At 67.6% G+C, this 26,936-nt stretch carries 29 protein-coding genes; 10 read left to right on the forward strand and 19 right to left on the reverse strand.

Annotated features, from left to right (window positions below):
• On the forward strand, positions 1-134 hold a 134-nt coding region (locus QOC69_RS07405; RefSeq protein WP_526437945.1), incomplete at its 5' end, for a hypothetical protein.
• A 13-nt stretch (positions 135-147) separates the two neighbouring features.
• Here QOC69_RS07405 and QOC69_RS07410 read toward each other — a convergent pair.
• Positions 148-822, reverse strand: a complete 675-nt coding sequence (locus tag QOC69_RS07410; protein WP_526437891.1) for a GAP family protein — start codon at positions 820-822, stop codon at positions 148-150.
• A gap of 168 nt (positions 823-990) precedes the next feature.
• On the opposite strand from QOC69_RS07410, the gene QOC69_RS07415 reads away from it, so the two are divergent.
• Together QOC69_RS07415 and QOC69_RS07420 are read left to right on the forward strand one after the other, a co-directional pair.
• Positions 991-2,004 carry an isopenicillin N synthase family dioxygenase gene (locus QOC69_RS07415; protein ID WP_526437893.1) on the forward strand — a complete coding sequence of 338 codons (1,014 nt, stop codon included), beginning with the start codon at positions 991-993 and terminating at the stop codon, positions 2,002-2,004.
• 31 nt (positions 2,005-2,035) lie between these two features.
• On the forward strand, positions 2,036-2,521 hold the full coding sequence (locus QOC69_RS07420) for a flavin reductase family protein (RefSeq protein WP_526437895.1): 486 nt from the start codon (positions 2,036-2,038) through the stop codon (positions 2,519-2,521).
• 103 nt (positions 2,522-2,624) lie between these two features.
• Here the strand turns inward: QOC69_RS07420 and QOC69_RS07425 are convergent, their stop codons facing one another.
• The 5 genes from QOC69_RS07425 to QOC69_RS07445 all read right to left on the reverse strand — a co-directional run bounded on the left by QOC69_RS07425 (position 2,625) and on the right by QOC69_RS07445 (position 6,935).
• On the reverse strand, positions 2,625-2,786 hold the full coding sequence (locus QOC69_RS07425; RefSeq protein ID WP_526437897.1) for a hypothetical protein: 162 nt from the start codon (positions 2,784-2,786) through the stop codon (positions 2,625-2,627).
• 149 nt (positions 2,787-2,935) lie between these two features.
• Positions 2,936-3,694: a succinate dehydrogenase/fumarate reductase iron-sulfur subunit gene (locus tag QOC69_RS07430; RefSeq protein WP_526437899.1), complete on the reverse strand. Its 759-nt coding sequence runs from the start codon at positions 3,692-3,694 to the stop codon at positions 2,936-2,938.
• 1 nt (position 3,695) lies between these two features.
• A complete protein-coding gene (locus QOC69_RS07435) occupies positions 3,696-5,636 on the reverse strand; it encodes a fumarate reductase/succinate dehydrogenase flavoprotein subunit (RefSeq protein ID WP_526437901.1) in 1,941 nt (646 codons plus the stop codon).
• A gap of 45 nt (positions 5,637-5,681) precedes the next feature.
• Complete coding sequence (gene sdhC / locus QOC69_RS07440; protein ID WP_526437903.1) at positions 5,682-6,503, reverse strand: succinate dehydrogenase subunit SdhC; 822 nt, start codon at positions 6,501-6,503, stop codon at positions 5,682-5,684.
• A 135-nt stretch (positions 6,504-6,638) separates the two neighbouring features.
• The gene (locus QOC69_RS07445) at positions 6,639-6,935 is read right to left on the reverse strand and encodes an Rv0250c family protein (protein WP_526437947.1); all 297 of its coding nucleotides are present in this window, start codon (positions 6,933-6,935) and stop codon (positions 6,639-6,641) included.
• 115 nt (positions 6,936-7,050) lie between these two features.
• On the opposite strand from QOC69_RS07445, the gene QOC69_RS07450 reads away from it, so the two are divergent.
• The 4 genes from QOC69_RS07450 to nirD all read left to right on the forward strand — a co-directional run bounded on the left by QOC69_RS07450 (position 7,051) and on the right by nirD (position 11,247).
• Complete coding sequence (locus QOC69_RS07450) at positions 7,051-7,809, forward strand: isocitrate lyase/PEP mutase family protein (RefSeq protein ID WP_526437905.1); 759 nt, start codon at positions 7,051-7,053, stop codon at positions 7,807-7,809.
• A gap of 43 nt (positions 7,810-7,852) precedes the next feature.
• Positions 7,853-8,230, forward strand: a complete 378-nt coding sequence (locus tag QOC69_RS07455) for a hypothetical protein (protein WP_526437907.1) — start codon at positions 7,853-7,855, stop codon at positions 8,228-8,230.
• 96 nt (positions 8,231-8,326) lie between these two features.
• The gene (nirB, locus tag QOC69_RS07460) at positions 8,327-10,879 is read left to right on the forward strand and encodes a nitrite reductase large subunit NirB (RefSeq protein ID WP_526437909.1); all 2,553 of its coding nucleotides are present in this window, start codon (positions 8,327-8,329) and stop codon (positions 10,877-10,879) included.
• Complete coding sequence (gene nirD / locus QOC69_RS07465; RefSeq protein ID WP_526437911.1) at positions 10,876-11,247, forward strand: nitrite reductase small subunit NirD; 372 nt, start codon at positions 10,876-10,878, stop codon at positions 11,245-11,247. The genes nirB and nirD overlap by 4 nt, the downstream gene beginning before the upstream one ends.
• A 76-nt stretch (positions 11,248-11,323) precedes the next feature.
• Here the strand turns inward: nirD and QOC69_RS07470 are convergent, their stop codons facing one another.
• Complete coding sequence (locus QOC69_RS07470) at positions 11,324-11,932, reverse strand: TetR/AcrR family transcriptional regulator (RefSeq protein WP_526437913.1); 609 nt, start codon at positions 11,930-11,932, stop codon at positions 11,324-11,326.
• A 130-nt stretch (positions 11,933-12,062) separates the two neighbouring features.
• Between QOC69_RS07470 and QOC69_RS07475 the strand changes: the two genes are divergently transcribed.
• Together QOC69_RS07475 and QOC69_RS07480 are read left to right on the forward strand one after the other, a co-directional pair.
• Entirely contained in the window at positions 12,063-12,716 is a 654-nt protein-coding gene (locus tag QOC69_RS07475; RefSeq protein ID WP_526437915.1) for a hemerythrin domain-containing protein, read from the forward strand.
• Positions 12,713-13,948, forward strand: coding sequence for an LLM class flavin-dependent oxidoreductase (locus QOC69_RS07480; RefSeq protein ID WP_526437917.1), 1,236 nt, complete (start codon positions 12,713-12,715; stop codon positions 13,946-13,948). Before QOC69_RS07475 ends, QOC69_RS07480 begins: the two co-directional genes overlap by 4 nt.
• A gap of 3 nt (positions 13,949-13,951) precedes the next feature.
• On the opposite strand, the gene QOC69_RS07485 is transcribed toward QOC69_RS07480, so the two are convergent.
• The 12 genes from QOC69_RS07485 to QOC69_RS07540 all read right to left on the reverse strand — a co-directional run bounded on the left by QOC69_RS07485 (position 13,952) and on the right by QOC69_RS07540 (position 25,418).
• Positions 13,952-14,842 (reverse strand): hypothetical protein, encoded by an 891-nt coding sequence (locus tag QOC69_RS07485; protein WP_526437919.1) that lies wholly within the window; start codon positions 14,840-14,842, stop codon positions 13,952-13,954.
• A gap of 44 nt (positions 14,843-14,886) precedes the next feature.
• Complete coding sequence (locus QOC69_RS07490) at positions 14,887-15,567, reverse strand: sirohydrochlorin chelatase (RefSeq protein WP_526437921.1); 681 nt, start codon at positions 15,565-15,567, stop codon at positions 14,887-14,889.
• Positions 15,564-16,712, reverse strand: coding sequence for a uroporphyrinogen-III synthase (locus QOC69_RS07495; RefSeq protein WP_526437923.1), 1,149 nt, complete (start codon positions 16,710-16,712; stop codon positions 15,564-15,566). The genes QOC69_RS07490 and QOC69_RS07495 overlap by 4 nt, the downstream gene beginning before the upstream one ends.
• A gap of 138 nt (positions 16,713-16,850) precedes the next feature.
• Positions 16,851-17,444: a GNAT family N-acetyltransferase gene (locus tag QOC69_RS07500; protein ID WP_526437925.1), complete on the reverse strand. Its 594-nt coding sequence runs from the start codon at positions 17,442-17,444 to the stop codon at positions 16,851-16,853.
• A gap of 38 nt (positions 17,445-17,482) precedes the next feature.
• The gene (locus QOC69_RS07505) at positions 17,483-18,364 is read right to left on the reverse strand and encodes a 5-oxoprolinase/urea amidolyase family protein (RefSeq protein ID WP_526437927.1); all 882 of its coding nucleotides are present in this window, start codon (positions 18,362-18,364) and stop codon (positions 17,483-17,485) included.
• 9 nt (positions 18,365-18,373) lie between these two features.
• Entirely contained in the window at positions 18,374-19,042 is a 669-nt protein-coding gene (locus QOC69_RS07510) for a 5-oxoprolinase subunit B family protein (protein WP_526437929.1), read from the reverse strand.
• Positions 19,043-19,115: 73 nt separating this feature from the next.
• A complete protein-coding gene (locus QOC69_RS07515) occupies positions 19,116-19,799 on the reverse strand; it encodes a queuosine precursor transporter (protein WP_526437931.1) in 684 nt (227 codons plus the stop codon).
• A gap of 12 nt (positions 19,800-19,811) precedes the next feature.
• Positions 19,812-20,792, reverse strand: coding sequence for an ABC transporter substrate-binding protein (locus QOC69_RS07520; protein ID WP_526437933.1), 981 nt, complete (start codon positions 20,790-20,792; stop codon positions 19,812-19,814).
• Between the two features lie 17 nt (positions 20,793-20,809).
• On the reverse strand, positions 20,810-21,934 hold the full coding sequence (locus QOC69_RS07525) for a putative sulfate exporter family transporter (protein WP_526437935.1): 1,125 nt from the start codon (positions 21,932-21,934) through the stop codon (positions 20,810-20,812).
• A gap of 169 nt (positions 21,935-22,103) precedes the next feature.
• Positions 22,104-22,808 carry a hypothetical protein gene (locus QOC69_RS07530; RefSeq protein ID WP_526437937.1) on the reverse strand — a complete coding sequence of 235 codons (705 nt, stop codon included), beginning with the start codon at positions 22,806-22,808 and terminating at the stop codon, positions 22,104-22,106.
• 133 nt (positions 22,809-22,941) lie between these two features.
• Positions 22,942-24,312: an aldehyde dehydrogenase family protein gene (locus QOC69_RS07535; RefSeq protein WP_526437939.1), complete on the reverse strand. Its 1,371-nt coding sequence runs from the start codon at positions 24,310-24,312 to the stop codon at positions 22,942-22,944.
• A 2-nt stretch (positions 24,313-24,314) separates the two neighbouring features.
• Complete coding sequence (locus QOC69_RS07540; protein WP_526437941.1) at positions 24,315-25,418, reverse strand: phenylacetate--CoA ligase family protein; 1,104 nt, start codon at positions 25,416-25,418, stop codon at positions 24,315-24,317.
• 246 nt (positions 25,419-25,664) lie between these two features.
• On the opposite strand from QOC69_RS07540, the gene QOC69_RS07545 reads away from it, so the two are divergent.
• A partial coding sequence (locus QOC69_RS07545) for a BCCT family transporter (protein WP_526437943.1) occupies positions 25,665-26,936 on the forward strand: 1,272 nt, incomplete at its 3' end.

A 26,936-nucleotide genomic window follows, 5' to 3' on the forward strand; every position in this document is an offset into this window, starting at 1 on the left:
CGCACGGCTTGAACGTCGGGGATCTTGTTCTGGTATCGCCAGGTTCGATTCCCATCACCACTAGCGGCAAGATTCGGCGCGCCGCCTGCGTCGAGCAGTACAGCCAGAATCAATTCAGCCGGTTGGATGCCTAAGCCGGGCTCGACGCTACAATCCGGCCAACCCCGCTCCGAGCAGCACGCAACCGACCACGGCCAGCAACACTGCGACGTCGCGGCGGCGTCGCCTCCGCACCCAGTCCTGCAGTGCCGACATTGTTGCGCGCGTGCGGTCCGGGGCGATCAGGTAGGAGACCAGCGGGAGTTCCACGAACCCGAATGCCACCACGTTGAACAGCAGCAAGGCACCGACCTGGGTGCTCGCCGCGGCGCCGGAGGCGACGATGAGTGCCAGCACGGCGAGATAGTCGACGGAGGGCAGGGCGATGCCGAGGCCCGCGACCCCCGCGGTCCACAGCGAGCGGTCGTTGAGCAGTCGGCGAGTGCGCGTCGCGAGCGGCCCGGATCTTCGCTCGACTCGGCCCGCATTTTCGTCGTCGCGCCGACCCTTCAACACGCTCGCGGCCACTACTGCGGCGTAGCCGAGCAGCACCGCGCCGACCACGATCTGCACCCTTGGCAGGGTGAAATGGGCTGACCCCAGCGCCGGCCGGAGCAGGAACAGCACGACCGCGCCCACCGCGATGCCCATCGCGAAGCCGCCGGCGAGGAAGGCGAGAAGTTGGAGCAGCGGCCGGGGTCGGTTGATCATGACCACCGTCATCGCGATCCGGAACGGCTCCAGACTGACCGCAACGGCCATCAACAAGAGTGTGATCCACATGACGAGGCGACGGTTTGTCGAGCTTCGCTTAGCCGCGCAGCACGGACAGGAGGGACGGCGCGGGCATGAGCGTCAGGTTACCGCTCCAGTTCGACCGACATCCGGCCGCTTGCATTCACGACGATTGCGACCCTGGCGGGTGCTGAGGTTTCCGGACATCATGGCCACGTGAGCTCCGTGCGGACCGCCCTGCCGGTGGTCGACCTCCGCGACGACCCCGCCGCACTGCGGGAGCGGCTGCGGACGGTGGCCCACGAGGTCGGCTTCTTCTACCTCACCGGACACGGCGTTTCCGAGCGCCTCGTCGACCGTCTGCTCACCGAGGCCCGGCGGCTGTTCGCGCTGCCCCAGGCCGACAAGGATGCGGTCGCGATGCGCAACAGCCCGCACTTCCGCGGCTACACCCGCCTCGGCGGGGAACTCACCGGCGGCGTGACCGACTGGCGCGAACAGATCGACATCGGGCCGCAGCGGACTCCGATCGGTGGCGTGGCCAACCCCGACTACCTCTGGCTGCAGGGCCCCAACCAGTGGCCGGCGGCGCTGCCCGAGTTGCCCGCCGTCGTCGCAGAATGGGACGCCGCGCTCGCCGAGGTCGGGCGAACGTTGTTGCGGCACTGGGCCACATCGCTGGACAGCCCGGCCGACGTGTTCGACGAGGCCTTCGCAGACACCCCTGCGACGTTGATCAAGATCGTCCGCTATCCCGCGCTGGCGGACACCCCACAGGGCGTCGGAGCGCACCGCGACGCGGGCGTGCTCACCCTGCTGCTGGCAGAGCCCGGTAGCCGCGGCCTGCAGGTGCGCGGGGCGGGGGCGAGCGAAGCGACGGGAAGTGACACCAGCGGTGAGTGGATCGACGTGGATCCGCAGCCCGGCGCGTTCATCGTCAACATCGGCGAGATGCTCGAGGTCGCCAGCGGTGGCTATCTACGCGCCACCGAACACCGGGTCAGGCTGTCGTCACGGGAGCGCATCTCGGTGCCCTACTTCTTCAACCCGCGACTCGATGCGCAGATCCCGGTGTTGACGCTGCCCAAGGAGCTCGCGGGTCAAGCCCGCGGCGTCACTGCGGATCCGGCCAATGAACAGATCTTCGCGATCTACGGCCGCAATGCGTGGAAGAGCAGGCTGCGGGCACATCCCGACGTGGCGGCCGCCCACGGGTACGGGCGGGCGTAGGCATGGAATCTCGTGTGAAGATGGAGTCGCTATGAGCGGCATAGATCTGAGCCCATCCTCCCTGCGCGAGGCATTCGGGCACTTCCCATCGGGAGTCATCGCGATCGCGGCGGAAGTCGAGGGCATCCGCGTCGGCCTCGCCGCGAGCACGTTCGTCCCCGTCTCGTTGGACCCGCCGTTGGTGTCCTTCTGCGTGCAGAACACGTCCACCACGTGGCCCAAGCTCAAAGATCTGCCCGCCCTCGGGATCAGCGTGCTCGGCGAGTCACACGACGCCGCCGTGAAGACGCTGGCGGCGAAGACGGGCGACCGGTTCGCCGGCCTGGAGACGGTGTCCCGGGTCAGCGGCGCGGTATTCATCGAGGGCACCAGCGTGTGGCTGGAGAGCGCCATCGAGCAGGTGATCCCGGCGGGCGATCACAGCATCGTCGTCCTGCGGGTCAGGGAGATCACTGTGCACCCCGAGGTTGCGCCCATCGTCTTTCACCGCAGCACCTTCCGCCGCTTGGACGGTTGACCGCGGGCTAAGCACCTTCGTGAGCTGAACGTTTTGCAGGAGAAGTTCGAGAAGCGGCCTGCAAAAGGTGGATCTCGCGAAAGGTGTGCGGTGGGTTACGGCGTCAGGGCCTGGCGCCGAGTTCCTCGCGATAGCCGTCGATGCGCCGCTCGATCTCGGCCGCGTCGTCGGGCCTACCCTCCTTGCGCGCCAGGTCAGCGCGTGCGGAGAGTTCGCGGATCGCGGTGCGAATGTCGTTGACGCTCTGGGTTTCTCCAGTGCTCATGTCGGCCCCTTCGTCATTGATGGGCGTGGCTTGGCTGCACCGACGAGCGTACCCGCGTCTGGTCCGCGTCCCACCCCTCCAACGTGAACTGGCTGCGAAAATCCGTGGATTCTCGCAGCCAGTTCACGTTCGCGAAGCGCGGTCGGGCGCTACCTCCTGAAGAGCTTGTTCCCGAGCCAGACGACGGGGTCGTACTTCCGGTCGGCCACGCGTTCCTTCATCGGGATCAGCGCGTTGTCGGTGATCTTGATGTGCTCGGGGCAGACCTCGGTGCAGCACTTGGTGATGTTGCAGTAGCCCAGCCCGAACTCTTCCTGGGCCATGTCCTTGCGATCGAGGACGTCGAGCGGATGCATGTCGAGTTCGGCGACGCGCATCAGGTACCGCGGCCCGGCGAACGCCTCCTTGTTCTCCTCGTGGTCGCGCACCACGTGGCAGGTGTTCTGGCACAAGAAGCACTCGATGCACTTGCGGAACTCCTGGGACCGCTCCACGTCGACCTGCTGCATCCGGTAGTCGCCCGGTTGCAGGTCCTTCGGTGGCGTGAACGACGGGACCTCGCGTGCCTTGGTGTAGTTGAAGGACACGTCGGTGACCAGGTCGCGCATCACGGGGAACGCGCGCAAAGGGGTGATGGTGACCGTCTCGTTCTCGTCGAACGTCGACATCCTCGTCATGCAGAGCAACCGTGGACGGCCGTTGATCTCCGCCGAGCAGGACCCGCACTTGCCTGCCTTGCAGTTCCATCGGACCGCCAGATCGCCGGCCTGGGTGGCCTGGATCCGGTGGATGATGTCGAGCACGACCTCGCCCTCGTTCACCTCGACGGTGTAGTCCTGCAGCGCGCCACCCGTGTCGTCGCCGCGCCAGACCCGCATGCTCGCTTGATATGCCCCTGTGGAACCCATCTCAGCTGCTCCGTTCCGGGTGTTCGGCTAGTTCGGCGTCGGTGTAGTACTTCTCCAGCTCGGAGAGCTCGAAGCACCCGAGGAGGTCGACACGCATGGGCGTCTGCGGCTCGGGCGTCACCGTCACGTCCGGGACGATGGGATCGCCGCCACCTGCGCGGCACACCAGCAGGGTGTTGCGCCAGTGGGCGTCCATCTCGGGGTAGTCGTCGCGGGTGTGCCCGCCGCGGCTCTCGGTGCGCTGCAGCGCCGCCTTGGCCACGCATTCGCTGACCAGCAGCATGTTGCGCATGTCGATGGCCAGGTGCCAACCGGGGTTGAAGAAGCGGTTGCCCTCGACGGTGACGTTGTGCACCCGCGCCTTGAGCTCTTCGAGCTTGTCGAGCGCCGCCTGGATCTCTTCTTCCTTGCGGATGATGCCGACCAGGTCGTTCATCGACTGCTGAAGTTCGGCGTGCAGCGTGTACGGGTTCTCCGGGTCGGGGTGCTCGTCGAACGGTGACAGCGCCATCGTGGTCGCGGCGTCGACGGCGTGCTCGAGGACCTTCGGCCGATCCTTCAGGCTGACCACGTAGTCGGAGGCACCCATGCCGGCGCGACGGCCGAACACCAGCAGGTCCGACAGCGAGTTGCCGCCGAGCCGGTTGGAGCCGTGCATGCCGCCCGAGCACTCGCCTGCGGCGAACAGCCCCGGCGTGGTCGCGGCACCGGTGTCGGGATCGACCTCGATGCCGCCCATGACGTAATGGCAGGTCGGACCGACCTCCATCTCGTCCTTGGTGATGTCGACCTCGGCCAGCTCCATGAACTGGTGGTACATCGAGGGCAGCCTGCGCTTGATCTCCTCGACCGGGATGCGCGAGGCGATGTCGAGGTAGACGCCGCCGTGTGGGCTGCCGCGCCCGGCCTTGACCTCGGAGTTGATGGCGCGGGCCACCTCGTCGCGGGGAAGCAGGTCAGGAGTGCGGCGCGCGGAGTCGTTGTCCTTGAGCCACTGGTCGGCTTCTTCCTCGGTCTCGGCGTACTGGCCCTTGAACACCGAGGGGATGTAGTCGAACATGAAGCGCTTGCCGTCGGAGTTCTTCAGCACGCCGCCGTCGCCGCGGACGCCCTCGGTGACGAGGATGCCCTTCACGGACAGCGGCCAGACCATCCCCGTCGGGTGGAACTGGATGAACTCCATGTTGATCAGCGAGGCGCCCGCGCGCAGTGCGAGCGCATGCCCGTCGCCGGTGTACTCCCACGAGTTCGACGACACCTTGAACGACTTGCCGATGCCGCCGGTGGCCAGCACGACCGCCGGTGCTTCGAACAGGATGAAGTTTCCGGTCTCGCGAAAGTAGGCGAGCGCGCCTGCAATCCGGTCGCCGTCCTTGATCAGCTCGGTGACGCTGCATTCGTGGAAGACCTTGATCCTGGCCTCGTAGTCGCCGAGTTCGGCCTTGTCCTCCTGCTGCAGCGAGACGATCTTCTGCTGCATGGTGCGGATGATCTCCAGGCCGGTGCGGTCACCGACGTGGGCCAGTCGCGGGTAGGTGTGGCCGCCGAAGTTGCGCTGGCTGATCCGGCCGTCCTTGGTGCGGTCGAAGAGCGCGCCGTAGGTCTCGAGCTCCCACACCCGGTCCGGGGCCTCCTGCGCGTGCAGTTCGGCCATCCGCCAGTTGTTCAGGAACTTGCCGCCGCGCATGGTGTCGGCGAAGTGGATCTGCCAGGTGTCCTTGGCGTTGGCGTTCTTCATGGCGGCGGCGCAGCCACCTTCTGCCATCACGGTGTGCGCCTTGCCGAACAGGGACTTGGTCACCACGGCGACCCGCAGGCCACGCTGGCGGGCCTCGATCACCGCGCGAAGCCCTGCGCCGCCGGCACCGATGACGACGACGTCGTACTCGTGCCGCTCCAGCGGCGATGAGCCGCTTGCGCGAAGAGCATCCAACTCAGCCATCAAACCCTCACTCGTCTATGTGACATCCGGTCATGAATTACGTTGCTACCCAATGAATCTCAGGTCGGAGATGGTGCCGCTGGCGACCAGCATGACGTAGAAGTCAGTAAGCATCAGCGTGCCCAGCGTGATCCACGCGTACATCTTGTGTCGGGTGTTGAGCCGGCTCACCTGCCCCCACATCCAGTAGCGGAAGGGGTGTTTGGAGAAGTGCTTGAGCCTGCCGCCGACCACGTGGCGGCAGGAGTGGCAGGACAACGTGTAGATCCACAGCATGACGACGTTGACGACGAGAATGACGTTGCCCAAACCGAATCCGAAGCCGGACGGCGAATGGAACGCCACGATCGCGTCGTAGGTGTTGATCACCGAGATGATCCCGGCGATGTAGAAGAAGTACCGGTGCGTGTTCTGGATGATCAGCGGGAGCCGGGTCTCCCCGGTGTACTTCGCGTGCGGTTCGGCCACCGCGCATGCGGTCGGCGACTGCCACACCGACCGGTAGTACGCCCCGCGGTAGTAGTAGCAGGTCAACCGGAACAGCAGCAGGAACGGCAGTGACGCCGCCGCGTAGGGCAGCCACCACACGTCGGGCAGGATCTGCGGCCAGAAGTGGCTGGCCTCCGGGGTGCACCCCGTGCTGATGCACGGCGAGTAGAACGGTGTCAGGTAGTGGTATTCGGGGACGTAGTAATTGTTCTGAAGGAACGCCCGCACCGTCGCGTAGATCACGAACGCGGCGAAGCCGAGGTCGACGATCAGCGGCGACTGCCACCACCGGTCGGTTCGCAGCGTGCGCTGCGGAATCTCCGCACGCGTCGGCGAGAAGACGCCGGTGCCAGGGCGGTCGGCAGTGGGTGCGCTCACGGAGTTTCCTCGATTTCGGTCGTGACCAATCCAGGTGGACGTTAGCGGAGCGCTGACTGGTACACGAAGTTAGCGAGCCCTAACTCGTAGTGCGGCCAGCGCTCACCGCTAGCTGTCTGCTGTTCGCGCAAGCGCTCATCGCTGGCCGCCGAGGCCCTCGTCGCCCGCGTCCTGCCAGAAGTCGCTGGCGTACTGCGTGTCCGGGATCGCGATCTTCTCGCCGACATGGTGGTGCTCGCTCGTCCCGCGGGCGAGTTCCAGCTCCTCGGCGTCGATGTCGAGCCGGTCGATGTCGTTGAGAATGCGCTCGGCGTCGTTGACGATGCGGCGCATTGCCGGGGTGTCGCCGTAGCGTGAAGCCAGCGAGGTCACGCACCGCCGCAAGCCACCGATAAGTTCGTGTAGCTGGGCGAGTTCGGTAGTGGTGGACAAGAGATCGACCTCCTTGAGCTGAAGGGTGTCAAGAATCACAGTACGACAATCGATGCTAGCCACATCACCCAGTTCGGCGTGACACCGGTCACGTTCAAGAGTGGAGGTTGAAGAGTTGTCCAAGCAGGTTCTTCAGGAACGGGCCGCGGCGCTGCTGGCCCTGCACGTGCCCGGCGATCCGGTGATTCTGCCGACGGTGTGGGACGCCTGGTCGGCGAAGTTAGCCGTCGATGCGGGGTTTGCCGCACTCACCGTCGGCAGTCATCCGGTGGCCGACTCGGTCGGCAAGTCCGACGGCGAGGGGATGTCGTTCGACGACTTGACCACTCGAGTCGCGCAGATCACCGGCGCGGTCGACGTGCCGATCTCGGTCGACATCGAATCCGGCTACGGCGAACCGCCGCAGCGGCTGATCGACGGGCTGCTCGCGGCGGGTGCGGTGGGGCTGAACATCGAGGACACCGTGCACAAGGAGGGCAAACGGCTACGCGCGGCAGACGAGCACGCCGCGCTAGTGGGGGAACTGCGCAAGGCCGCCGACGCCGCCGGGGTGCACGTGGTGATCAACGCCCGAACGGATCTGTTCGTCCGCAAGGACGGGGACGACGCGGACCGCGTCGAGCGGGCGGTGGCCCGGTTGAAGCTGGCGGCGGAGGCCGGCGCGGACAGCCTCTATCCGGTGGGCCGCCACGACGCGGACACCCAGCGGCGGCTCGCCTCCGAACTGCCGTTGCCGATCAACGCGATCGCGCTGCCGGATCAGGACGACCCCGCGTCGTTCGGACCTCTGGGCGTCGGCCGGATCAGCTTCGGCCCGTTCTTCCAGCGCGCCCTGTCCGGCCGGGCGGAGGAGATCCTGGCGCGCTGGAGCTAAGAGGTTTCCCGGCCGTTCGACTGGCCGGTTTAGCATGCCGCCCGTGACGGACGAGGACGGGCGGCCGGACTGGCATGACCACCCAGGCGTGATCTGGGCCGCGGGAGCGGCCGCGGTCGCCCTGGTGGGTCTGCTGGTCTTCGCGGTGCTGCAGGTGTCGGACGGCTCGTCGCGGCCGGGCGACATGCCGTTGCCCGACATGTCGGCGGCCAGCACGTCGACGTCGCGCAAGGCCGCGTCGACGAGCTCGAGATACACCGTGCCGAGCGTGCAGACCAGCGAGCCGACCGGACCTGCGGTGTCGGGTCCGCCGCCCGAGGCGTCGACGGAGGACCAATCGGGGCCGACGGAGACGACCACGTCGACCACCATCTACAACCCGTACGGCACGACCACCCCGACCAACGCAGGCCACATCTGAAGGCTCACAATCCCCGTCGAAGGCGCGTGAGCACACCGTGATGGGCGCTTCACACGACGCGACATGTCGGCAATATCGGCTCCATAGCCTTCGGCCATGCGTTCTGCGAAGACCGTCGTCCTGGTCGGCCACGGCATGGTCGGCCACCGGTTCGTGGAGGCGTTGCGGGCCCGCGACGAGGCGGGCGAATGGAGCGTCACGGTGCTCGCCGAGGAGGACGACGCCGCCTATGACCGCGTCGGGCTCACCGGCTACACCGAACACTGGGACCGTGGCCTGCTCGCGCTGCCGGGCAACGAGTACGTGGACGACGACCTCGTCGAACTGACCCTGCGCGACCGCGTCACCCACATCGACCGGTCCGCCAAGCACGTGACGACGGCGCAGGGCCGGTGCATCTCCTACGACGCGCTAGTGCTGGCCACCGGCTCCTATGCCTTCGTGCCGCCCGTGCCAGGACACGACCTGCCGAACTGCCACGTGTACCGCACGCTGGACGACCTCGACGCGATCCGCGCGGACGCCACGCGTGCGGTGTCGGCGGGCACCGGGGCCGGAGTGGTGATCGGCGGCGGGCTCCTCGGCTTGGAGGCCGCGAATGCGTTGCGCCAGTTCGGCTTGCACGCGCACATCGTGGAGCGCGCACCCCACCTGATGAACCAGCAGCTCGACGAGGCCGGTGCCGCGCTGCTGCGCCGGATGATCGGCGGCCTTGGCATCTCGGTGCATCTCGACGTCGGCACCGACTCGATCGAACGGCTCGGCGACGACGTGCGGGTGCTGCTCGGCGACGGCACGCTCATCGACGCCGGTGTCGTGGTCTTCGCGGCCGGTGTGCGGCCGCGCGACGACCTGGCCAGGTCGGCGGGTCTACCCCTCGCCGACCGTGGCGGCGTGCTGACCGACTCATCTTGCGCCACAGTGGATCCCAACGTCTACGCGATCGGTGAGGTGGCGGCGATCGACGGGCGGTGCTACGGGCTGGTTGGGCCCGGGTACACCAGCGCCGAGGTGGTCGCCGACCGGCTGATGGGCGGCGCCGCCGAGTTCGGCGAGGCGGACATGTCGACCAAGCTCAAACTGCTCGGCGTCGACGTGGCGAGTTTCGGCGACGCGATGGGCACCACGCCGGATTGTCTCGAGGTGGTGATCAACGACGCGGTCAAGCAGACCTACGCCAAGCTGGTGCTGTCCGACGACGCCGCCACGCTGCTCGGCGGCATCCTGGTGGGCGACGCCTCGGCCTACGGCGTCCTGCGGCCGATGGTCGGCGAACGTCTGCCAGGCGACCCGCTGGCGATCATCGGGCCGAGCGGAAGTGATTCGGGCGGCGCGCAACTGGGTGTCGGCGCGCTGCCGGGCGACGCGCAGATCTGCTCCTGCAACAACGTCACCAAGGGTGATCTCACCGAGGCGATCGCCGGCGGATGCGCGGACGTGCCCGCCTTGAAGAGTTGTACCAAGGCGGGCACGTCGTGCGGGTCCTGTGTGCCGTTGCTGAAACAACTTCTGGAGGCCGAGGGCGTCGAGCAGTCCAAGGCGTTGTGCGAACACTTCACGGTGTCGCGTGCCGAGCTCTTCGAGATCGTCTCGGCCACCTCGGTGCGCACCTTCTCGGGGCTCATCGCACGTCACGGCACCGGAATGGGTTGCGACATCTGCAAACCCGTCGTCGCGTCGATCCTGGCCTCGACGAGCAGCGACCACATCCTCGACGGCGAGCAGGCCTCCCTGCAGGACTCCAACGACCATTTCCTCGCCAACATCCAAAAGAACGGCAGCTACTCGGTGGTGCCGCGGGTGCCCGGCGGCGACATCACCCCCGAACAGCTGATCCTCATCGGCGAGATCGCCCGCGACTTCGGCCTGTACACGAAGATCACCGGCGGCCAGCGAATCGACATGTTCGGCGCCAGGGTCGACGAGCTGCCGGAGATCTGGCGACGCCTCGTCGACGGTGGCATGGAATCCGGCCACGCATACGGCAAGGCACTGCGGACCGTGAAGAGCTGCGTCGGCAGCGACTGGTGCCGCTACGGACAGCAGGATTCGGTGCAGATGGCGATCGACCTCGAACTGCGCTACCGCGGTCTGCGCGCCCCGCACAAGATCAAGATGGGGGTGTCGGGCTGCGCCCGCGAGTGTGCGGAGGCGCGTGGCAAGGACGTCGGCGTGATCGCCACCGAGACCGGCTGGAACCTCTACGTCGGTGGCAACGGCGGCGCGACGCCACGGCACGCCGAGCTGCTCGCGAGCGACCTCGACGACGAGACGCTGGTCCGCTACATCGACCGCTTCCTGATGTTCTACGTCCGCACTGCGGACCGGTTGCAGCGCACCGCGCCATGGGTGGAACAGCTTGGGCTCGAGCATGTTCGGGAGGTCGTCTGTGACGATTCGCTCGGTCTTGCCGCAGAATTCGAGGACGCGGTAGCCCGCCACGTCGACGGCTACGCCTGCGAATGGAAGGGCGTGCTCGACGATCCCGACAAGCTGTCGCGCTTCGTGTCGTTCGTCAACGCCCCAGACGTCGCCGACCCCACCGTCGCCTTCACCGACCGTTCCGGGCGCAAGGTGCCGAACGCGCACGTGAGGAGCAAGACAGACATCGGCATGCCCAAGTTCCGTCCCCTTCAGGAGACCACGTGACCCTTCTCGAGCACCTCGACGCCCTCGAGCTGCAGGACGACCCGGGCTGGACGACGGCATGCGGCTACGACCGCCTGGTGCCCTGCCGTGGCGTTGGCGTGCTGCTGGCCGACGGGACGCAGGTGGCGCTCTTTCGGCTCGACGACGGGTCGCTGCGGGCAATCGGCAACATCGACCCCTTCTCGGGCGCCGCGGTGATGTCCCGGGGAATCGTCGGAGATCGGTCGGGCCGCGCCTGCGTGCAGACGCCGATCAAGAAGCAGGCCTTCGCCTTCGACGACGGTCAGTGCCTGGACGATGCCGCGGTGACGCTGCCCGTCTACCGGACCCGGCTGACCGCCGGCGGCGACGTGCAGGTGGCCGCATAGCTCGTCTGCCACCCGTCGACTCTGCGGTGAGGTGTGCGCCACTCGCACTTTTGGGCCCTGGTCGCAGTGTGAACGCCTAGTCCGTCCGCAGGAGTCGCAATACCCCGTCGACGATGGTTTCGATGTATTTCTTGTCGACGGTGAGGCCGGCGAACAGACGCCGGTACATGACGGGGCCGGCCAGCTGATCGATTGCCATGTCGACGTCGATATCCGGTTGCAGTTCACCGTCTTTCGCGCCGGATTCCAGGATTGCCCGAAACCCGGCAGAGCCTGACAGGTAGAGGGTCTCCTTGAGTTTCGCGAATGAGCGATCGAACGGCGCGCGTTCCAGCACCGCGCGCATGGTCCGCTCGCTCGCCGGGTCATAGAGCAGGCGTCGCAATCCGTTCAGCTCGCTGATCAAGTCGGCGCGCAGATCTCCCGTCCGCGCGGTCCTGGCCTGGCCGATCCGCTCGACGATCGCGTCGTGGATGAGCGATGCGACGTCGGGCCAATGCCGGTACAGCGTGGTGCGGCCGACGCCGCTGCGGGCAGCGACGGCGACGTGTGTCACGCCCGTCCAGCCTTGCTCGGCGAGGAGTTCCCGGACGGCGGACAGGGCGGCCTCTTGGCTCCTCAGCACCCGCGGGTCGGGGCCACGATCCGGCGCGGCCCCCGTCGTCCGGGACTGGGCGTCGCTCACTGAACGGTTCCTCCGCGATGGGTCGACGATCACATCTCGTGGAACATCTTGCCCCAAAGCAAACTGTGGTACACACTGTTCTATAGATATGGAACATTCTGTACCAGAATATTGGCGAGAGGAGATCGTCGTGGACCGTCCCGACGTCACGATGATGTTTGTGGTACACAACGCGTTCCGACGCGATCTGGCCCGTATGCAAGCGGCGGCGGCAGGGGCCGACGATCCGGCCACCCGCAATGCACTGCGCGCGGGTTGGGCGACGTTCAGTCGATACCTGACCATCCATCACGTCGCCGAAGACGAGGTGTTGTGGCCGCCGATGCGGGCGAAGCTCCGCGGCCGGGCCGACGAAACGCACCTGCTCGACGCAATGGCCGACGAGCATTCCCAGCTCGACCCCGTGCTCCGCGACATCGACGACATCCTGACGCAGGGATCTGCCTCGCACCTGGTCGTCCTCTTCGGCGATCTCGCCGCCATCTTGACCGGGCACCTCGACCACGAGGAGGCGGCCGCCTTGCCGCTCGTACGGGAGACCCTCACCGCGGCAGAGTGGAAGGCGTTCGGCGACGACCAGCGCCGCCGCGTCGGTGTGAGCCGTGCGGCCTGGTTCTTCCCATGGCTACTCGACGGCACGACCGCCGACGTTCAAGCGACGGTGTTGGCCATCGTGCCTGCGCCACTGCGGCTGGTCTACCGACTGATGTGGGAGCCACGGTATCGGCGTCGATCGCCCTGGCATCTCGGCCCCAGCAACCCACTCGTACAGGAGGATTCATGAAGACCATGCTGATGAGCACCGCGGCCATCCCGGTGACTCCCGATGAACGCAGTTCGCGTCGCCCTGTCGCGCGCGACGTCGAGCTCTACCAACGCATGCTGCGCAAGTACGAGCAGACGGCACGGCTGGCCGACGAACTCGGCTTCGACGGTCTGGGTAGTACCGAACATCACCTGCAAACCGAAGGTGGGGAGTCGATGCCGAATCCCCTTCTGTTCTATGCCAAATTGGCTGCTGTCACGTCCCGGCTTCAGTTCATGCCCATGTCGGTCGTCGTGACGTCGCACGATCCGATCAGGGTCGCCGAGGACCTGGCTCTGTTCACGCACATGTTCCCTGGCCGGTTGGCCGGTGTTCAGTTCGCCCGCGGTTACCAGACCCGCTGGATGCAGACCTTGACCCAGTCCGAGAACGTCGTAGCTCTGAACCCGTTGTCCGATCAGCGAAATCGCGACAGGTTCAACGACTACCTTTCGGTCATCGAGAAGGCGTGGACGCAGGACTCCTTCAACCATCACGGCGAGTATTACCAAGCGCCGTACCCTGCCGACGGCATCCGTGATTGGGCGCTCGCCGACTGGACGCGAGCATACGGTGGGTCCGGCGAGGTCGACGCCGACGGCACGGTCCGCGAGATCGGCGTCGTGCCGAAACCCCTACACCAGCCCAGGGTCTTCATCCCGAACACGTTCTCACCGCAGACCGCGATCGACTCCGCCCGGCACGGACGCACGCTGGTCTTCGCGGCGGGAAACCGCGAAAGGGCGCGCGCCACCGCCGAGCTCTACCGCGACACCGCGCGCGACGCCGGCCGAGATCTGCGTCTCGGCGAGAACTTCGGCGTCCTCGTGAAGATCGCCTTCGGCGACACCTACGAGGAAGCGTTCGACTTCGCCGCCCGCACCTACGGCTTCTGGTATCAGAACTTCTTCCAGAAGTTTCGGTTCACCGAGGTGTTCCGCACCGAGGCCGACGACCCCAACGCACCCTTCGACCTCGGCGGTGCACGGGCGTTGACGCAACGGATGATCGAGAGCGGCCACCTGCTGTGCGGCACCGCCGACCAGGTCCGCGATCAGATCGCCGAGGTGGCGAACGTCTACGGTGGCGGTGCCCTGGACTGGTTGATCTACGAAACCTGGGGCCAGTCACTGCCCGACGACGAGGACGGCGACGTCCACCGCTACCAGTTGGGCACCTACGCCAACGAGATCATGCCGGCATTCCGGTGACCGCTACAGCGCCCGCAGGAGGCGTTTCTCGGCCGGCCGGCAGTCGACGTCGACGAGTTCGTCGCGGGTCGAGGTGTTCCACAGCTCGACCGTCTGCACCAGCCAGTAGGCGCCGAACTCTACGATCAGCGCGACCTCGACGACGAGCACCGCGTGGTTGAAGCCATCGAGGAGTAGGTGCACGGTCACCGCGGCGATCAGCGTCAGCACCATGGCGACCGAGATCACCTGGTAGACGCGGTGGTACGTCCGCGTGTTCGGGCACTTGTCCTCGTCCTGGCGCCCGGCCAGGAAAGCGTTGATCAGCACCGTGCCGATGAACGAGACGAACATCGTCACCGCGGCCACGCCATGCGCATTCGCCACGAACCACTGCGGAGCGAAGACGAGCGTCAGCAGGCCGACCGCGAGGACGGCCCGCTGGATCCACGTGGCGACCTCGCCGAGCGGGCTGCGGGTGCGCCCGGTCCTGGTGCGGCGGTACATCCACCACGACGCGACGCGGGCCAGCACCAGCGCGACGACGAGCGCCCACGCGTTGCCGATGACCGCGACGTCCGTCACGGCGCCGACGGGCACGGCTGATTCACCGCACAGCAGCACGGGCCGCGAGGTCGGCACGAACGCGACGACGAACGCCAGGATTCCCGCCAGGTTGAGCAGGATGTCCTCGGTGTCCTTGCTGCCCTTGTAGACGATGAGGAGTGTGCCGATCGCGCAGACCGCGCCGATGAACACGCCCTGTGCCGAGGTGAAGTAGTACGCGCTGATGGAGGTCTGCCAGCATGTCGCTCCGGCGCGTTCGATGATCAGCGCCGCGCCGAGCATGACGAGCATGACGGGGATGCCGCCGCGCAGGTACCGGTAGGTGTCCAACGCGGTGTCGCGGTCCATGACGCCATTGTCCGCTCGCCAGGACAGATTTCGGGGGAGGCCCGTCAGGCGGCGACCGGCAGTCGGGCGCGGCGGAACCGGCTCGCGATCAACCGGACGACCCCGGGATGGGTGCCAAGCGGCTCGGTCACCACGTCGGCGCCGGATGCCAGGAGACGGTCCTGAAACAGCCCGTCCGCCAAGAGATATGACGTGACGACCACCCGCCGCGCGCCGCGGGCCCGCAGAGCGGTGACGGCATCGGCGACGCGCGGTCCCCCGGTGGCCGCGTAGGCCAATTCGACGCGCTGTCCGATCGCCGCCGACAGCAGCGCGGCTGTCGCGCGGAGGTCGCGCTGCGCACCAGGGTCCGAGGTGCCCGCCGCGGCCATGACCACGGAATCCGTTGATCGCCAACCGGATTCCATCATTCGCTCGGTCATCACGCGCACCAGCTGGGTGGATGGCCCGAGTGGATCGGTCACGATGACGTCGGGATGGCGGCTGGCGGCGACGTGCGCAGGGATGTCGGTGCGAGCGTGGTAGCCGCCTGCCAGGAAGGCGGGGACGAGCACGGCGGGGCCGGGCAGTGCCCGCAGCACCTCGGCCGGCGTCGGTCCAAGCACGTCGACGAACGCGGTGCGCACCCGGGCGCCGAGCACGTCGCCGACCCGGTCGGCGAGGTCGCCGATCATCGTCACGCCGTGGGTCTTGCGGGTCCCGTGCGCGACCAGGATGGGATTCACGCCACGCCAACGGGGAACTCGTCGACGGCCAACCGGTACCCGCGTTTCACGACGGTCGACACGATCTGCTTGTCGCCCAGCGCCGTTCGCAGCCGCAGCACGGCGGTCTCGACGGCGTGCGTGTCCGTGCCGCAACCCGGCAGTGCGTTGAGCAGGTCGCGGCGGGCCACCACGGTTCCGGGCCGGTGGGCCAGCGCCCGGATGGTCGCCATGCCCGCGGGCGAGAGTTCCTTGACCACGCCGTCGACCAGCACGCAGGTGCCGCGGATCTCCAGCACGTGCCCGGCCACCTTCACAGTCCGCGACTGCAGCAGCGGCAGTTCGTCGGTGATGTGGCGGGCCAGTGCGCCCAGCCGCATCCGCTCCGGCGCGGACGTCGGAACCCCGAGGCGCACCAGGGGCCGAGCGGTCACCGGTCCCACGCACATGGCGTGCACGTCGGTCCGCAACGCCGACAGCACCTGATCCTCGAGGCCCAGTTCGACGGCGCGCATCAGCATTGCCGCAACGGCGGGTGCCGAGGTGAAGCTGACGGCGTCGAACTTGCGGTCGGCGATGCCAGCCACCAGCTGGTCGAAGGCGCCGTCGCGGGGCGCGGGATGCCAGCGGTAGACGCGGATGGGCACCACCTCGGCGCCCGCCGCGCGCAGCTCATCGAGGAACTCGGGGAAGGGGTCCCAGTCGTCGGTGGCGCCGTGCAGTTGCACCGCGATCCGCAGCCCCTTGATGCCCCCTTCGACCAGGTAGTGCACCACCTCGCGGGAGGACTCGGATTCGGGTGACCACTCCTCGGGCAGCCCGGCCGCCCGCAGTGCGCCGGTGGCCTTCGGCCCCCGGGAGACGACCCTGGCCTTGCCCAGCCCCTCGATCAGGTCGTTGGCCAGCCCCCAGCCGTCGGCGGCGGCGATCCAGCCGCGCAGGCCGATGCCCGTGGTCGCGATCACCACGTCCGGCGGGGTGGCGATCAAGGCCTTGGTGTGCTGGTGCAGCTCGTCGTCGTCGGGCAGCGGGACCATGGCGATGGCCGCGGCGCTGGTCACGGTGGCGCCGCGACGCTGCAGCAGGGCACTCAGTTCGTCGGCGCGTCGCGCGGAGGTCACCGCCACACGGAACCCGGTGAGCGGTGCCCAGGTGGGCTCAGCCATACCTCACAGTGAATGCAGTCGGTGTTTCCAAGCCGTTACCCGGTCATTGCCAGACCATGTCGCGGCGGACAGCGCGTGACCCGGTGGTGAACTTCCCCTCACGGCTGAGGCGGGGGGTCTGTGAGGGAGGCTAGTGGTTCACCAGACGTCGCCGTCACGCCAGTCACAGGTGATCTCGTCGGTGGTGTCGAGCTCCATCTCGTCGGGTAAACCGACCGGCAGGACGAACAACGACCGGTCGTCGTCGGGCGTGCGGGTCAGCCCGGTCGGCGCCAGCACCGACGTCGTGCCCAGCCACGGCAGCCACCCCCGCGAGACGTACAGAGGCCTGCTCGCCTCCGAGGCACTGAGCGCGCCGAGGTGATAGGCGCCGCGCAGCACCTGCTCGAGCGCATCCATCACCGCCATCGCCAGCCCCTGACCGCGCCAGTCCTCCCGCACCGCGACCGCCTCGAGATACCCACAGCGCAGCGCGGTGTTCCGGTAGACCATCCGGCGCTGCACCACCGCACCGTGCGCGATCAACGTGCCGTGATGGCAGATCAGGGCATGCATGCCGCCGAGCGAGTGTTCCCAGTCGGCGTCGGTGAAGTCGATCTCGCCGCCGCCGAACGCGTCGATGACCATCCGGCGGGCACCCTCACGGGTCTCGGCGTCGAGATCTGAGGTGTGGACCAGGCGTGCGGTGTGGACCCCGCGGACGCGAGGAGCACCATATTCCTGGGTGTGCACACCTCGTTCCTACCAGGGTGAGCCCAGCTGTGTCGCGGTCAGTTCACAATCGGGCGGCGCGGCCGCGACCAGTGCAGCCGAACGGTCTGGCCCGGCCGAACCTGTGCGATCTTGTCGATGTCGTCGTCGGTCACCACGCCGATCACCGGATACCCGCCGGTGACCGGATGATCGGGGCCGAGAATTACCGGAAATCCGTTCGGCGGCACTTGAATCGCTCCGCGGGTCGCGCCCTCGCTCGGCAGTTGGCGGTCCGGCCACCGGTACTCCAGCGGCATGCCGACCAGCCGCATGCCGACCCGGTCGCTGCGGTTGGTGACCAGCCAGTTGGTCCGGATCAGCACGTCGGGATTGGTGAACCAGTCGTCGCGCGGACCGGGCACCACCATCAGTTCGAGCACGTCGTCCTCGATGGCGGCCACCGGCGCCTGGTCGAGTTCGGGGAAGTCGTCGGTGTGATCGCCCACCTGCAGCACGTCGCCGGCCCGCAGGGGCTGCGGACCGATCGCCGACATCACGTCGTAGCTGCGCGACCCGAGCACCGGTGCGACGTCGATGCCGCCGCGGACCGCCAGGTAGCTGCGCAGGCCGGAGTGCGGAGACCCCAACGAGATCACCTGTCCGTCATGGGCGTACTGAATGCTGTTCGTGCCGAAGGGGACTCCGTTGACCGAGGGGTCGGCGTCGGCGCCGGTCACGGCAATCGCGACGTCGTCACCGCGGACCCGCGCCGAGAAGCCGCCGAACGTCACCTCGATGGTGGCGCGGTCGTTGGGGTTGGCGACGAGACGGTTGGCCAGGGTGTGGGAGCGGCGGTCGGCGGCCCCGGAGCGGGTGACGCCCATGCGCGCAAGGCCGGGCCTGCCGAGGTCCTCGACGAGTGCCAGCGGTCCGGTCTTCAGGATCTCCAACGTGCTCATGACGGTCTCCTATCCGATCGCCCGGAACTGAACCCACGTGCCGGGGGTCAGCAGGGCGGGTGGATCTCGGTCGACGTCCCACAGCACGGCGTCGGTGTGCCCGATCAACTGCCAGCCGCCGGGTGACTCGCGTGGGTACACCCCGCTGAACTCGCCGGCCAGCCCCACCGACCCGGCGGGTACCCGGGTCCGCGGCTCCGCCCGGCGCGGGACGTTCAGACGCTCGTCACCGCCGACGAGGTAGGCGAAACCCGGTGCGAATCCGCCGAATCCGACCCGCAGCGGGGCGGCGGTGTGTGCGGCCACCACCTCGTCGGGGGTGAGCCCGGAGATTCGGGCCACCTCTTCGAGGTCGGCGCCGTCGTAGGTGACCTCGAGCTCGACGTCGGCCCGTTGGTCGATCGGTGCGGTGACGTCCTCGACGGTGACGTGCTCGACGCGCAGTTTGCCGAGTCGCTGCCGGGTCGGTTCCTGGTAGCGCGGTCCCGCGAGTTTGAGCAGCACGGTCCGCGACGCGGGCACGATGTCGAGCACGCCGAGCAGGTCGGCCTCGGCCAGCGCGTCGCTCCACGCCAGAACTTCGGCGGTGCTGTCGAACTCGAGCAGCAGCGCCTGATCCCCGTAGTCATGGACTGTGCCTCGAAGTAGCGCGTCCATCGATTCCGTCGTCACGGTCATCCCCATAAGCTACCCACGAGTAGCCAGATTTATCCGGGACTTAACAGCTCGCCAGAGGAGCCTTAGCAAAGGCTCATAACGCGGGCTGATAGGTCGGTTCGTGGCGCTTGATGTAGGCGATCACCCGGTAGGTGATGGGCAGCATGACCACCTCGACCGCGGTCTTGTACAGCCACCCCAACGCTGTGTAGACGACGAAGTCCTTGAAACTGGTGATGCCGATGGCACTGGCCGCGATGCTGCAGAACACCAGTGTGTCGCCGAGCTGGCCGGCAAAGGTCGAGCCGACCAGCCGGGCCCACAGGTGCTTCTCCTTGGTGCGCTCCTTGATCGCGACGACGACCCAGGCGTTGATGGTTTGGCCGACGATGAACCCGGCCAGCCCCGCGATGATGAGCTGCGTATAGGCGTGCACGACGTTCTCGAACGCCGCCTGGTTGGGGTAGAAGTCCGCAGCGGGGAGGTAGATGGTCACCCAGAACGCGGCCGCGGCCAGGATGTTCATGGAGAACCCCAGCAGGATCGCGCGGCGGGCGGCCCTGAACCCGTAGACCTCGGAGAGCACGTCGCCGATCACGTAGGTCAGCGGGAACACGATGAAGCCGCCGTCGGTGATGATCGGGCCGAATGCGACGCCCTTGGTGGCGGTGACGTTTGAGATGATCACCAGCGCCGTGAAGACCGCGACGAGGATCGGATAGTAGGCGGATCCGACCTCGGCGAAGGTGGGCCGGTCGCCGTCGACGAGTTCTGTCACCCGGTCATCTTCTCAGGCGAGCACCTTGTTGATCAGCGGTGGCAGTTGGTCGGCCACCATGGCGTAGGACGGCACGGTGGCGAAGGTGATGGCGCCGGCGAGATCCTTCCCGGTGAGGACGTTGCGATTCGTCTTCGTCGCCTTCAACTTGGCGAACGTCGGATCGGCCAGCAGGGCGGCGTGTTCCTCGTCGCTCTCGGTGGTCCAGATCAGCGCGTCGGCCTCGTCCAGCACCGACGCCGCTCGGTCGCGGGGGACCAGCGCTTCGCCGCCCTTGACGTAGTTGTCGATGCCGTCGGGGATGACGAACCCCATCTGGGTCAGGAAGTCGGTGCGCCAACCGGCCGGGGTGATCTGGAGGGCGTCCCCCATGAACGCGCCGCGCACCACGAACACCTTCTTGCCGCTGAACGAGGCGTTGTTCTTGCCCGCGTTGACGAATTTGTCGTCGAGGTCGGAGACGAGCTTGCGCATCTCGTCGTACTTGAACACCGCCTGACCGATGGTGGCGGCCTGGTCCTTCCACGGTTCGAAGAAGGCGTCCTGACCGGACTGCGCGACCGTCGGGGCGATCGCCGTCAGCTTGGTGTAGGTATCGGCGTCCATGCCTGCGTTGGTCGCGACGATGAGATCGGGCTCTAGGGCGGCGATCTGGTCGACCTGGATGCCGTTGGACAGGTCCAGCACGACCGGCTGCGCGGTGCCGAGTTTCGGTAGCGCCCAAGGCCATACGCCGAACGGTTGGTCGCCGAACCAGTTCGTCACGGCGACCGGCACCACGCCGAGCGCCAACAGGTCGTCCTGGTCGGTGTAGCCGGCGCTCACCACCCGCTTGGGCGGGCTCGGGATCTTGGTCTCGCCGAAGGCGTGCTTGATGGTGACGGAGCCGTCCTTGGCTACCACGCCAGGTTTCTCCGAACTGCAGGCCGCGGCCGTAACCGCCAGGCCCGCGGCCATCGCCAGGAAACTCCGCCGGGACCACGTTGAAGGCACGCGGCCGAGCGTAATCGCTAACCGATGGTGAAGCTGCCGAACAACACCGCGGCCAGACCGAGTGCCACCACGATGTTGACCACCGTGGCCGACGCAAACAGCGCGATCGGTCGCCAGCCGGCTTCCCGGAGGCCTTTCAGGCTGAACTCCAGGCCGATCGAGACGAACGCGAAGATCAGGAACCAGGTCCGCAGGTCGTTGACGGTTGTGATGGCGTTCTTGTCGCCGACCCACTGCAGGTACAAGGTGCCGATCACCGATGCGGCGATGAAGCCGAGCACGAACTTCGGAAAGCGAGCCCAGAACTCCCCGATGGACGGCCGGGCTTCGTCGGCCGATTTGCGTTCGATCTTCAGGGCGAAATAAGCGGTCAGGCCGATCGCGACGACGCCGATCAACGCGTTCTGGGTGGTCTTGACGATGGTGGCGATCTGCAGCGCGTCCTCGCCGGCGAGCGCACCGGCCGCCGCGACGGCCGCGGTGGTGTCGATGTTGCCGCCGATCCACGCGCCGGCCACGGCGTCCGACAGGTGCAACACGTCGGCGAGCCACGGCAGCAGGAAGATCGACGGCAATGCGAACGCGATGACCAGGGAGGCGGCGTACGCCAGCTGTTCGCGCTTGGCCTGCACCGCGCCCGCCGCGGCGATCGCGGCGCTGACCCCGCAGATCGACACCGCGGAGGCGAGCAGGGCGCGCAACTTGTCGTCGAGGCCGAGACGGCCGCCGAGCCACCAGGTGAAGCCGAACACGATCGAGATCAACAGCAGCGCCTGGATGATCGCGGGTCCGGCGGCGGTGACGAGCACCTTGAGGTTGATCGACGCGCCGAGGAGCACCAGGCCGGTCTTGATGAAGAACTCGGTGCGGAAGCCGTGCGAGAGCGCGTCGCGGACGGCCAGTTTGGTCAGCACGGCGTTGCCGATCAGTCCCAACGCGATTGCGTAGACGGGGAATTCGATCGACTTGGCCACCTTGGCCAACGGTGTGCCTGCCGCCCAGTGCGGCACCTGGGTCTCCAGGAAACGGGTCGCCGCACCCAGGACGAGGACGACGAGGATGCCTGCGACCGCATGACCCAGGACGGGTCGCGTGCTCGCCGGGCGTTCCTCGGCGTCCTCGGTGGTCGTCTGTTCGGTCACGGGATCACGTCGCCAGAGATGGCGCCGGCGAGCACCAGCGCCAGCAGTGCCAGGCCGACGATGACGGCGAGCCAGTCCTCGTTCACGGGCGGGACGCTACCGGCGTGCGACGTCGATCACCCCGGTTGCGATCACCGCGAATGCAATGCTGTGCGGTGGCTGTGCGCGCCTAATCCTCGTCGGAGAACGCCTCGACCAGCTCGTCGTAATCCTTGATGCGGCTCCGGATCTCGTCACGTGCCCGGCTCACCGATTCGCCGATGCGCTCACGTGCGGCGTCAGCGGTCGCACCGACCTCACGGCGTTCCCGGCCGAAGACCTCCCGCACGCCTTCGCCCTGCGTGGCCGACGTGGCGAGCGTGAACGCGGCGTTGAGCGCCGACGCCGTGACGGTGCCCTGAGCACGCAACACGGTCTCGGCGACGTCGGCGGCCCCGACGACGACGGCGTTGGGCAGGGTGGCCTGGTTGCCGACGTACTCGCCGACCGCGGTGCGAACCCGGCCGCCGGCATCGGCCACGACCTCGCGGACGGACGTACCCGTGCGCGCGAACGCCGTCGGCAGCGTTGCGCCGCCGCGGATCTCGCTGACGACGCCGGCCGGAGCGTGGGCGACGGCGACCGTCACGTCGGTGGCCGCGTCGACGAGCTGGGTGCTCAGCCCCTGGCCCGCGACGAGCTGGCGTTCCAGGACGTGGCGGATGACGATGTTGCGGGTAGATTCCGGCGCTCCGCCGTCGTTCTCGGCACGGTCGTCCTCGGTGTGGACGACCTCGACGGTGACCTCGGTCGGCTCCGAACGGATGGCTTCCGCAGTCGCCTCGGCTTCATCGATGGTGGTGTCTTGATCGATGGTGGTGTCTTGGTCTGGCATCAGGTTCCTCCGTCGCAGTTTCAGAACCTTGCCAGTCCACACCGCCCGTTCGACTCGCAGTCGGCGGGCAGGACACGTGCGAGTGAACCGGGTGTGGCCGTCAGCCGACGCGGTCACCTCTTCGTGGCCCAGGTCACCGCCGCACGAAACCCTTGTTGCGCATCAGGAAGTCGGCGAGATAGCCGTCATGCGGAATGTGCGGCGCCGCAAAATGTGTGGGGATGGCGCCGCGGTAGACGTTGGTGACCGTCGGCTCGGCGAGCAAACCGTCGATCAGGCCGCCGTCGCTGGTGATGGCGGTGATGACCAGGGAATTCCGCAGGGGAGCCAGGCCGTCCTCGCGAACCCAGCCCGACACCCACACGCAGGGGAACGGAAGCTCGACGTTGATGGTGTCGGCGTCGGGTCGTCGCAGCAGGTGCACGGCCGGACGCAGTGCTGCGTAGCCGTCGCCGAGGTCGGCGACCACCTGGTCGGCGCCCAGCACCGCCTCCGCGCCAACGGCCTTGCGGGCGAGGTACTCCGCCAGAGCATGCGCGTTGGCGACGGGGGTGGTTGGGAGAGTTGCCTTTTCGTCGACGTTCGGCAGCGGCTTCAGCTCCGACAGCCGCTCGGCGATGGCGTCCGCGAGCGGGCCGGGGTCACCCTCGTAGAGCACGGCGGTGGCGTTCACGCACGCCATGCCGCCCAGTCCGGCGATCGAGTCGACGATCACGTCGAGGTGTTCGCGCCAGTCCTGCTCGGCGGTGATCACGATCTTGGTCCGGCCAGGGCCGTTCACCAGCACCGTCGGGTCGTCGGCGTAGCGGCCCGCGACGTCCTGACCGCCGTACACCAGCGCGAGGTCCGCGGCGCGGACGAGTTCGTCGGCGGTGGCGTGGTCGGTCGGCAGGAACAGCGCGTCCTCGTCGCGAAAACCGGCGCGGCGCAACGCCGTGACGAGCCGGTGGGCGGTGAACGGCTCCCGCCGCGACGGCCGCACCGCCACCCGGTAGCCCAGGGCGAGGGCCTGCGGCCACAGGCCGTGCACACCGAGGGCGTTGCCGGGTGCGTGCACGGCGAGCACTTCACCGCGGCGCGCCCATACCGCGCCGCCGTCGGGTTGGTCGAACCAGTCCAGCGTCGCGCCGGTCGGCCGGGCCGGCCATACCGCGTCGAACGTGGTGGCCAGGGAGTCGGCGACCACGCGAGCGCCCGCCCGGGCGACGGCCAGCGGCAGGCCCGAGACCCGGCACGTGAGTCCGACGTAGTCGTCGAAGCCGAGTCCGGCGATCGACGACGCCACGAAGATCTCCGCGGCGCGGGCCAACGCGGCCTCGCGGTCGGCGAACGGCAACGGCCGCGCCGCGCGCTGGGCGTTGATCGAGCGGGTGACGAACAGTCTCGGCACCAGGCTCATCGCGGCGACGGGTGCACCGCCGGTGTCACAGATGAGTTCGCGCTTGCGCGTTGGGTATTCACCGTTCGGACCGAGGGCGTCGAGCGCGACGAGGTCGCCCGTCATGGTCAGTACACGCCTTCGATGACGGCTTCACCGCCGAACACGGCGACGGGCGCGACCTCGCTCACCGAATCGCCGACGTGTCCGGCCGGGCCAGGTGTCCGGATCGCGGTGTCGCGCTCCAGGTTGTTCGGAATGAACATGCACTTGCTGACGTGGTTCATCACCACCTGGCCCCGCTCGCCGTAGGCCACCTGCTCGCCGGTTTCGGGGTCGATCACCCAGAACACGACGTAGGGCGACCTCGGGTCGAATACGAACGATCCGTCGTCGGCGATCCGGGTGGCCGCCTGCGACAGGATCATGGTGCTGCCGAACACCGTGGCGACGGCGGTGTGCGGGAACACGTCGCGCAGCACGTCGAGGGTGTCCATGTCGACGTGTGCGCCGCTGAGCAGCATGTACCGGATCTTCTCGTTCACCAGGTCCACCAGGGCGTCGTCGCGCGCGATGGCCTCCAGCAGCGGGGGTGTGGCGTGCAGGTTGGCGACGGACTGCGTCTCCAGGATGAACCGCGCCTGTTCGACCACGTGGTCGACGTAGGCGGCCACCTCGGCGGTCGCGTCACGGGCGGCGAGTTTCTTCACCCAGCGTGGATCGAGGTCGATCGGGTGGAACGTCGACCCGAGGCGCTCCGCGACTTCGCGGTCGAAGTGGCCGACGCCGTGCGGGCCGCTCGGCATCATGCACAGCAGCCCGCGGGCCTCCACGAAGCCGCCTGCGGTGAAGTCCTCGACCTGCCAGCGGGTGACCTGCTCGACCCAGTCGGGGAGTTGCGCCGTCCGCTTGGGGGCTCCCGTCGTGCCGCCGGATTCGTAGATCCGGGGGATGGGTAGCGGTGTTCCGTAGCCGCGGGGGATGAGGTCTTCGACTGGCACGCTGCGCAATTCGTCGACCAGGTTGGGGAACAGGCGCAGATCGGCGAACGTGCGGACGTCGGTCAGCGGGTCGAAGTCGAGGCCCTTGGCCGCTTGCAACCAGAACGTCGAACCGGTGTCGGCGCCGAAGTGCCACGCGATCGCTGCCCGCAGGTACGCGTCCGCATCCGTCGGCGGCGCGTCCCGAGGCACGTCGAGCAGGGCGAAGTCTGCCGTGAAATCTGAAGTCACGTCGCCCATCCTGTCGCAGCCCGCCGGGCGTAAGCGGTTGGCGCCACAAACATTCGGTGTCCGGCCGGCGAACAGCGAGTGTTCGGCTGCGTCCGGGCAGTGCACCCGAGTGTTCGCTCAGGTCTTGACTCCGCGGTGTCGAGCGCCCAACATACAGAACATGAATTGTTGCGTATAGCGCGATGAGGTGTGCAATACGCAACATGCACGACACATTGCAGCCCACCGCGACAGAGGAGCCTCGCCATGACCAGCAGCGTGTCCGAGTCCACCGAGGACGCCCCGGACGGCGAGGTGCGTTCTCGAAAGGGCCCACCGGTGGACCGCGTCGTCTTCGCGGTGTCCGCCGCCCTCGCCGTCGCCTTCGTGATCTGGGGCGTGACCGCGCCGGAGAAGATGGGTGACGTCACCGGTAAGGCAATGTCGTGGGTGACCGGGTCGTTCGGTTGGCTGTTCATCCTGACCAGCGCGGCGTTCGTGCTGTTCTCTGCGTACTTGGCCCTGAGCAGGTACGGCAACATCAAACTAGGCCCCGATGACTCCGTGCCGGAGTTCTCCAAGTTCTCCTGGGTGTCGATGATGTTCGCGACGGGGATGGGTATCGGCCTGATGTTCTATGGCGTGGCCGAGCCGCTGTTCCACCTGAACGCCCCACCGATGGGGATGGCCGAGCCCGGCACGCCCGCCGCCGCGCAGCTCGCGATGGAGTACACCTTCTTCCATTGGGGCTTCCATCCCTGGGCGATGTACGCCGTGATCGGCCTGTCAATCGGGTACTTCGCCTACCGCAAGCGCAACGGCAACCTGGTGTCGGGGGCATTCCGGCCGCTATTGGGCAACCGGGTCGATCGGGCGCCTGGCAAGGCGATCGACGTCGTCGCGATCTTCGCCACCCTGTTCGGCTCAGCGACGTCGCTCGGCCTGGGGGCGCTGCAGATCACCGGGGGAATCGACCAGATCTTCGGATCCGGCCGCGACTCCAAGCTGCTGGCCGTCGGGGTGATCGTGTTCCTCACGGCGTGCTTCGTCATCTCTGCGGTCAGCGGGATCGAACGCGGGGTCAAGTGGCTGTCCAACGCCAACGCAGTGGCCGCCGCGTTGTTGGCGCTCTTCCTGTTCGTCGTCGGCCCTACGGTGTTCATCCTGGGTACCTTCACCGAGTCGCTCGGCGGCTACCTCACGAATCTGCCTGCGATGAGTTTCCGCGACGGTGTCTTCGACTCGGGGGTGGCCGCACCGTGGCTGTCGGACTGGACGATCTTCTACTGGGCCTGGTGGATCTCCTGGACGCCCTTCGTGGGCATGTTCATCGCGCGGATCTCGAAAGGCCGGACGATCCGTGAGTTCGTGGTCTACGTAATCCTGGTCCCGAGCTTCGTGTCCTTCGTCTGGTTCTCCATCCTTGGTGGCTCGGCGCTCGACCTGCAGCTGAACGAGGGCAAGGACATGGGTGCGGTAGTCAACGCGGGCATGGAGGGCGCGCTGTTCGAGACGCTCAGCAGCTTCCCTCTTGGGGCG

This window comes from Mycobacterium sp., from assembly GCF_032162105.1.
Classification (GTDB): Bacteria; Actinomycetota; Actinomycetes; order Mycobacteriales; family Mycobacteriaceae; genus Mycobacterium.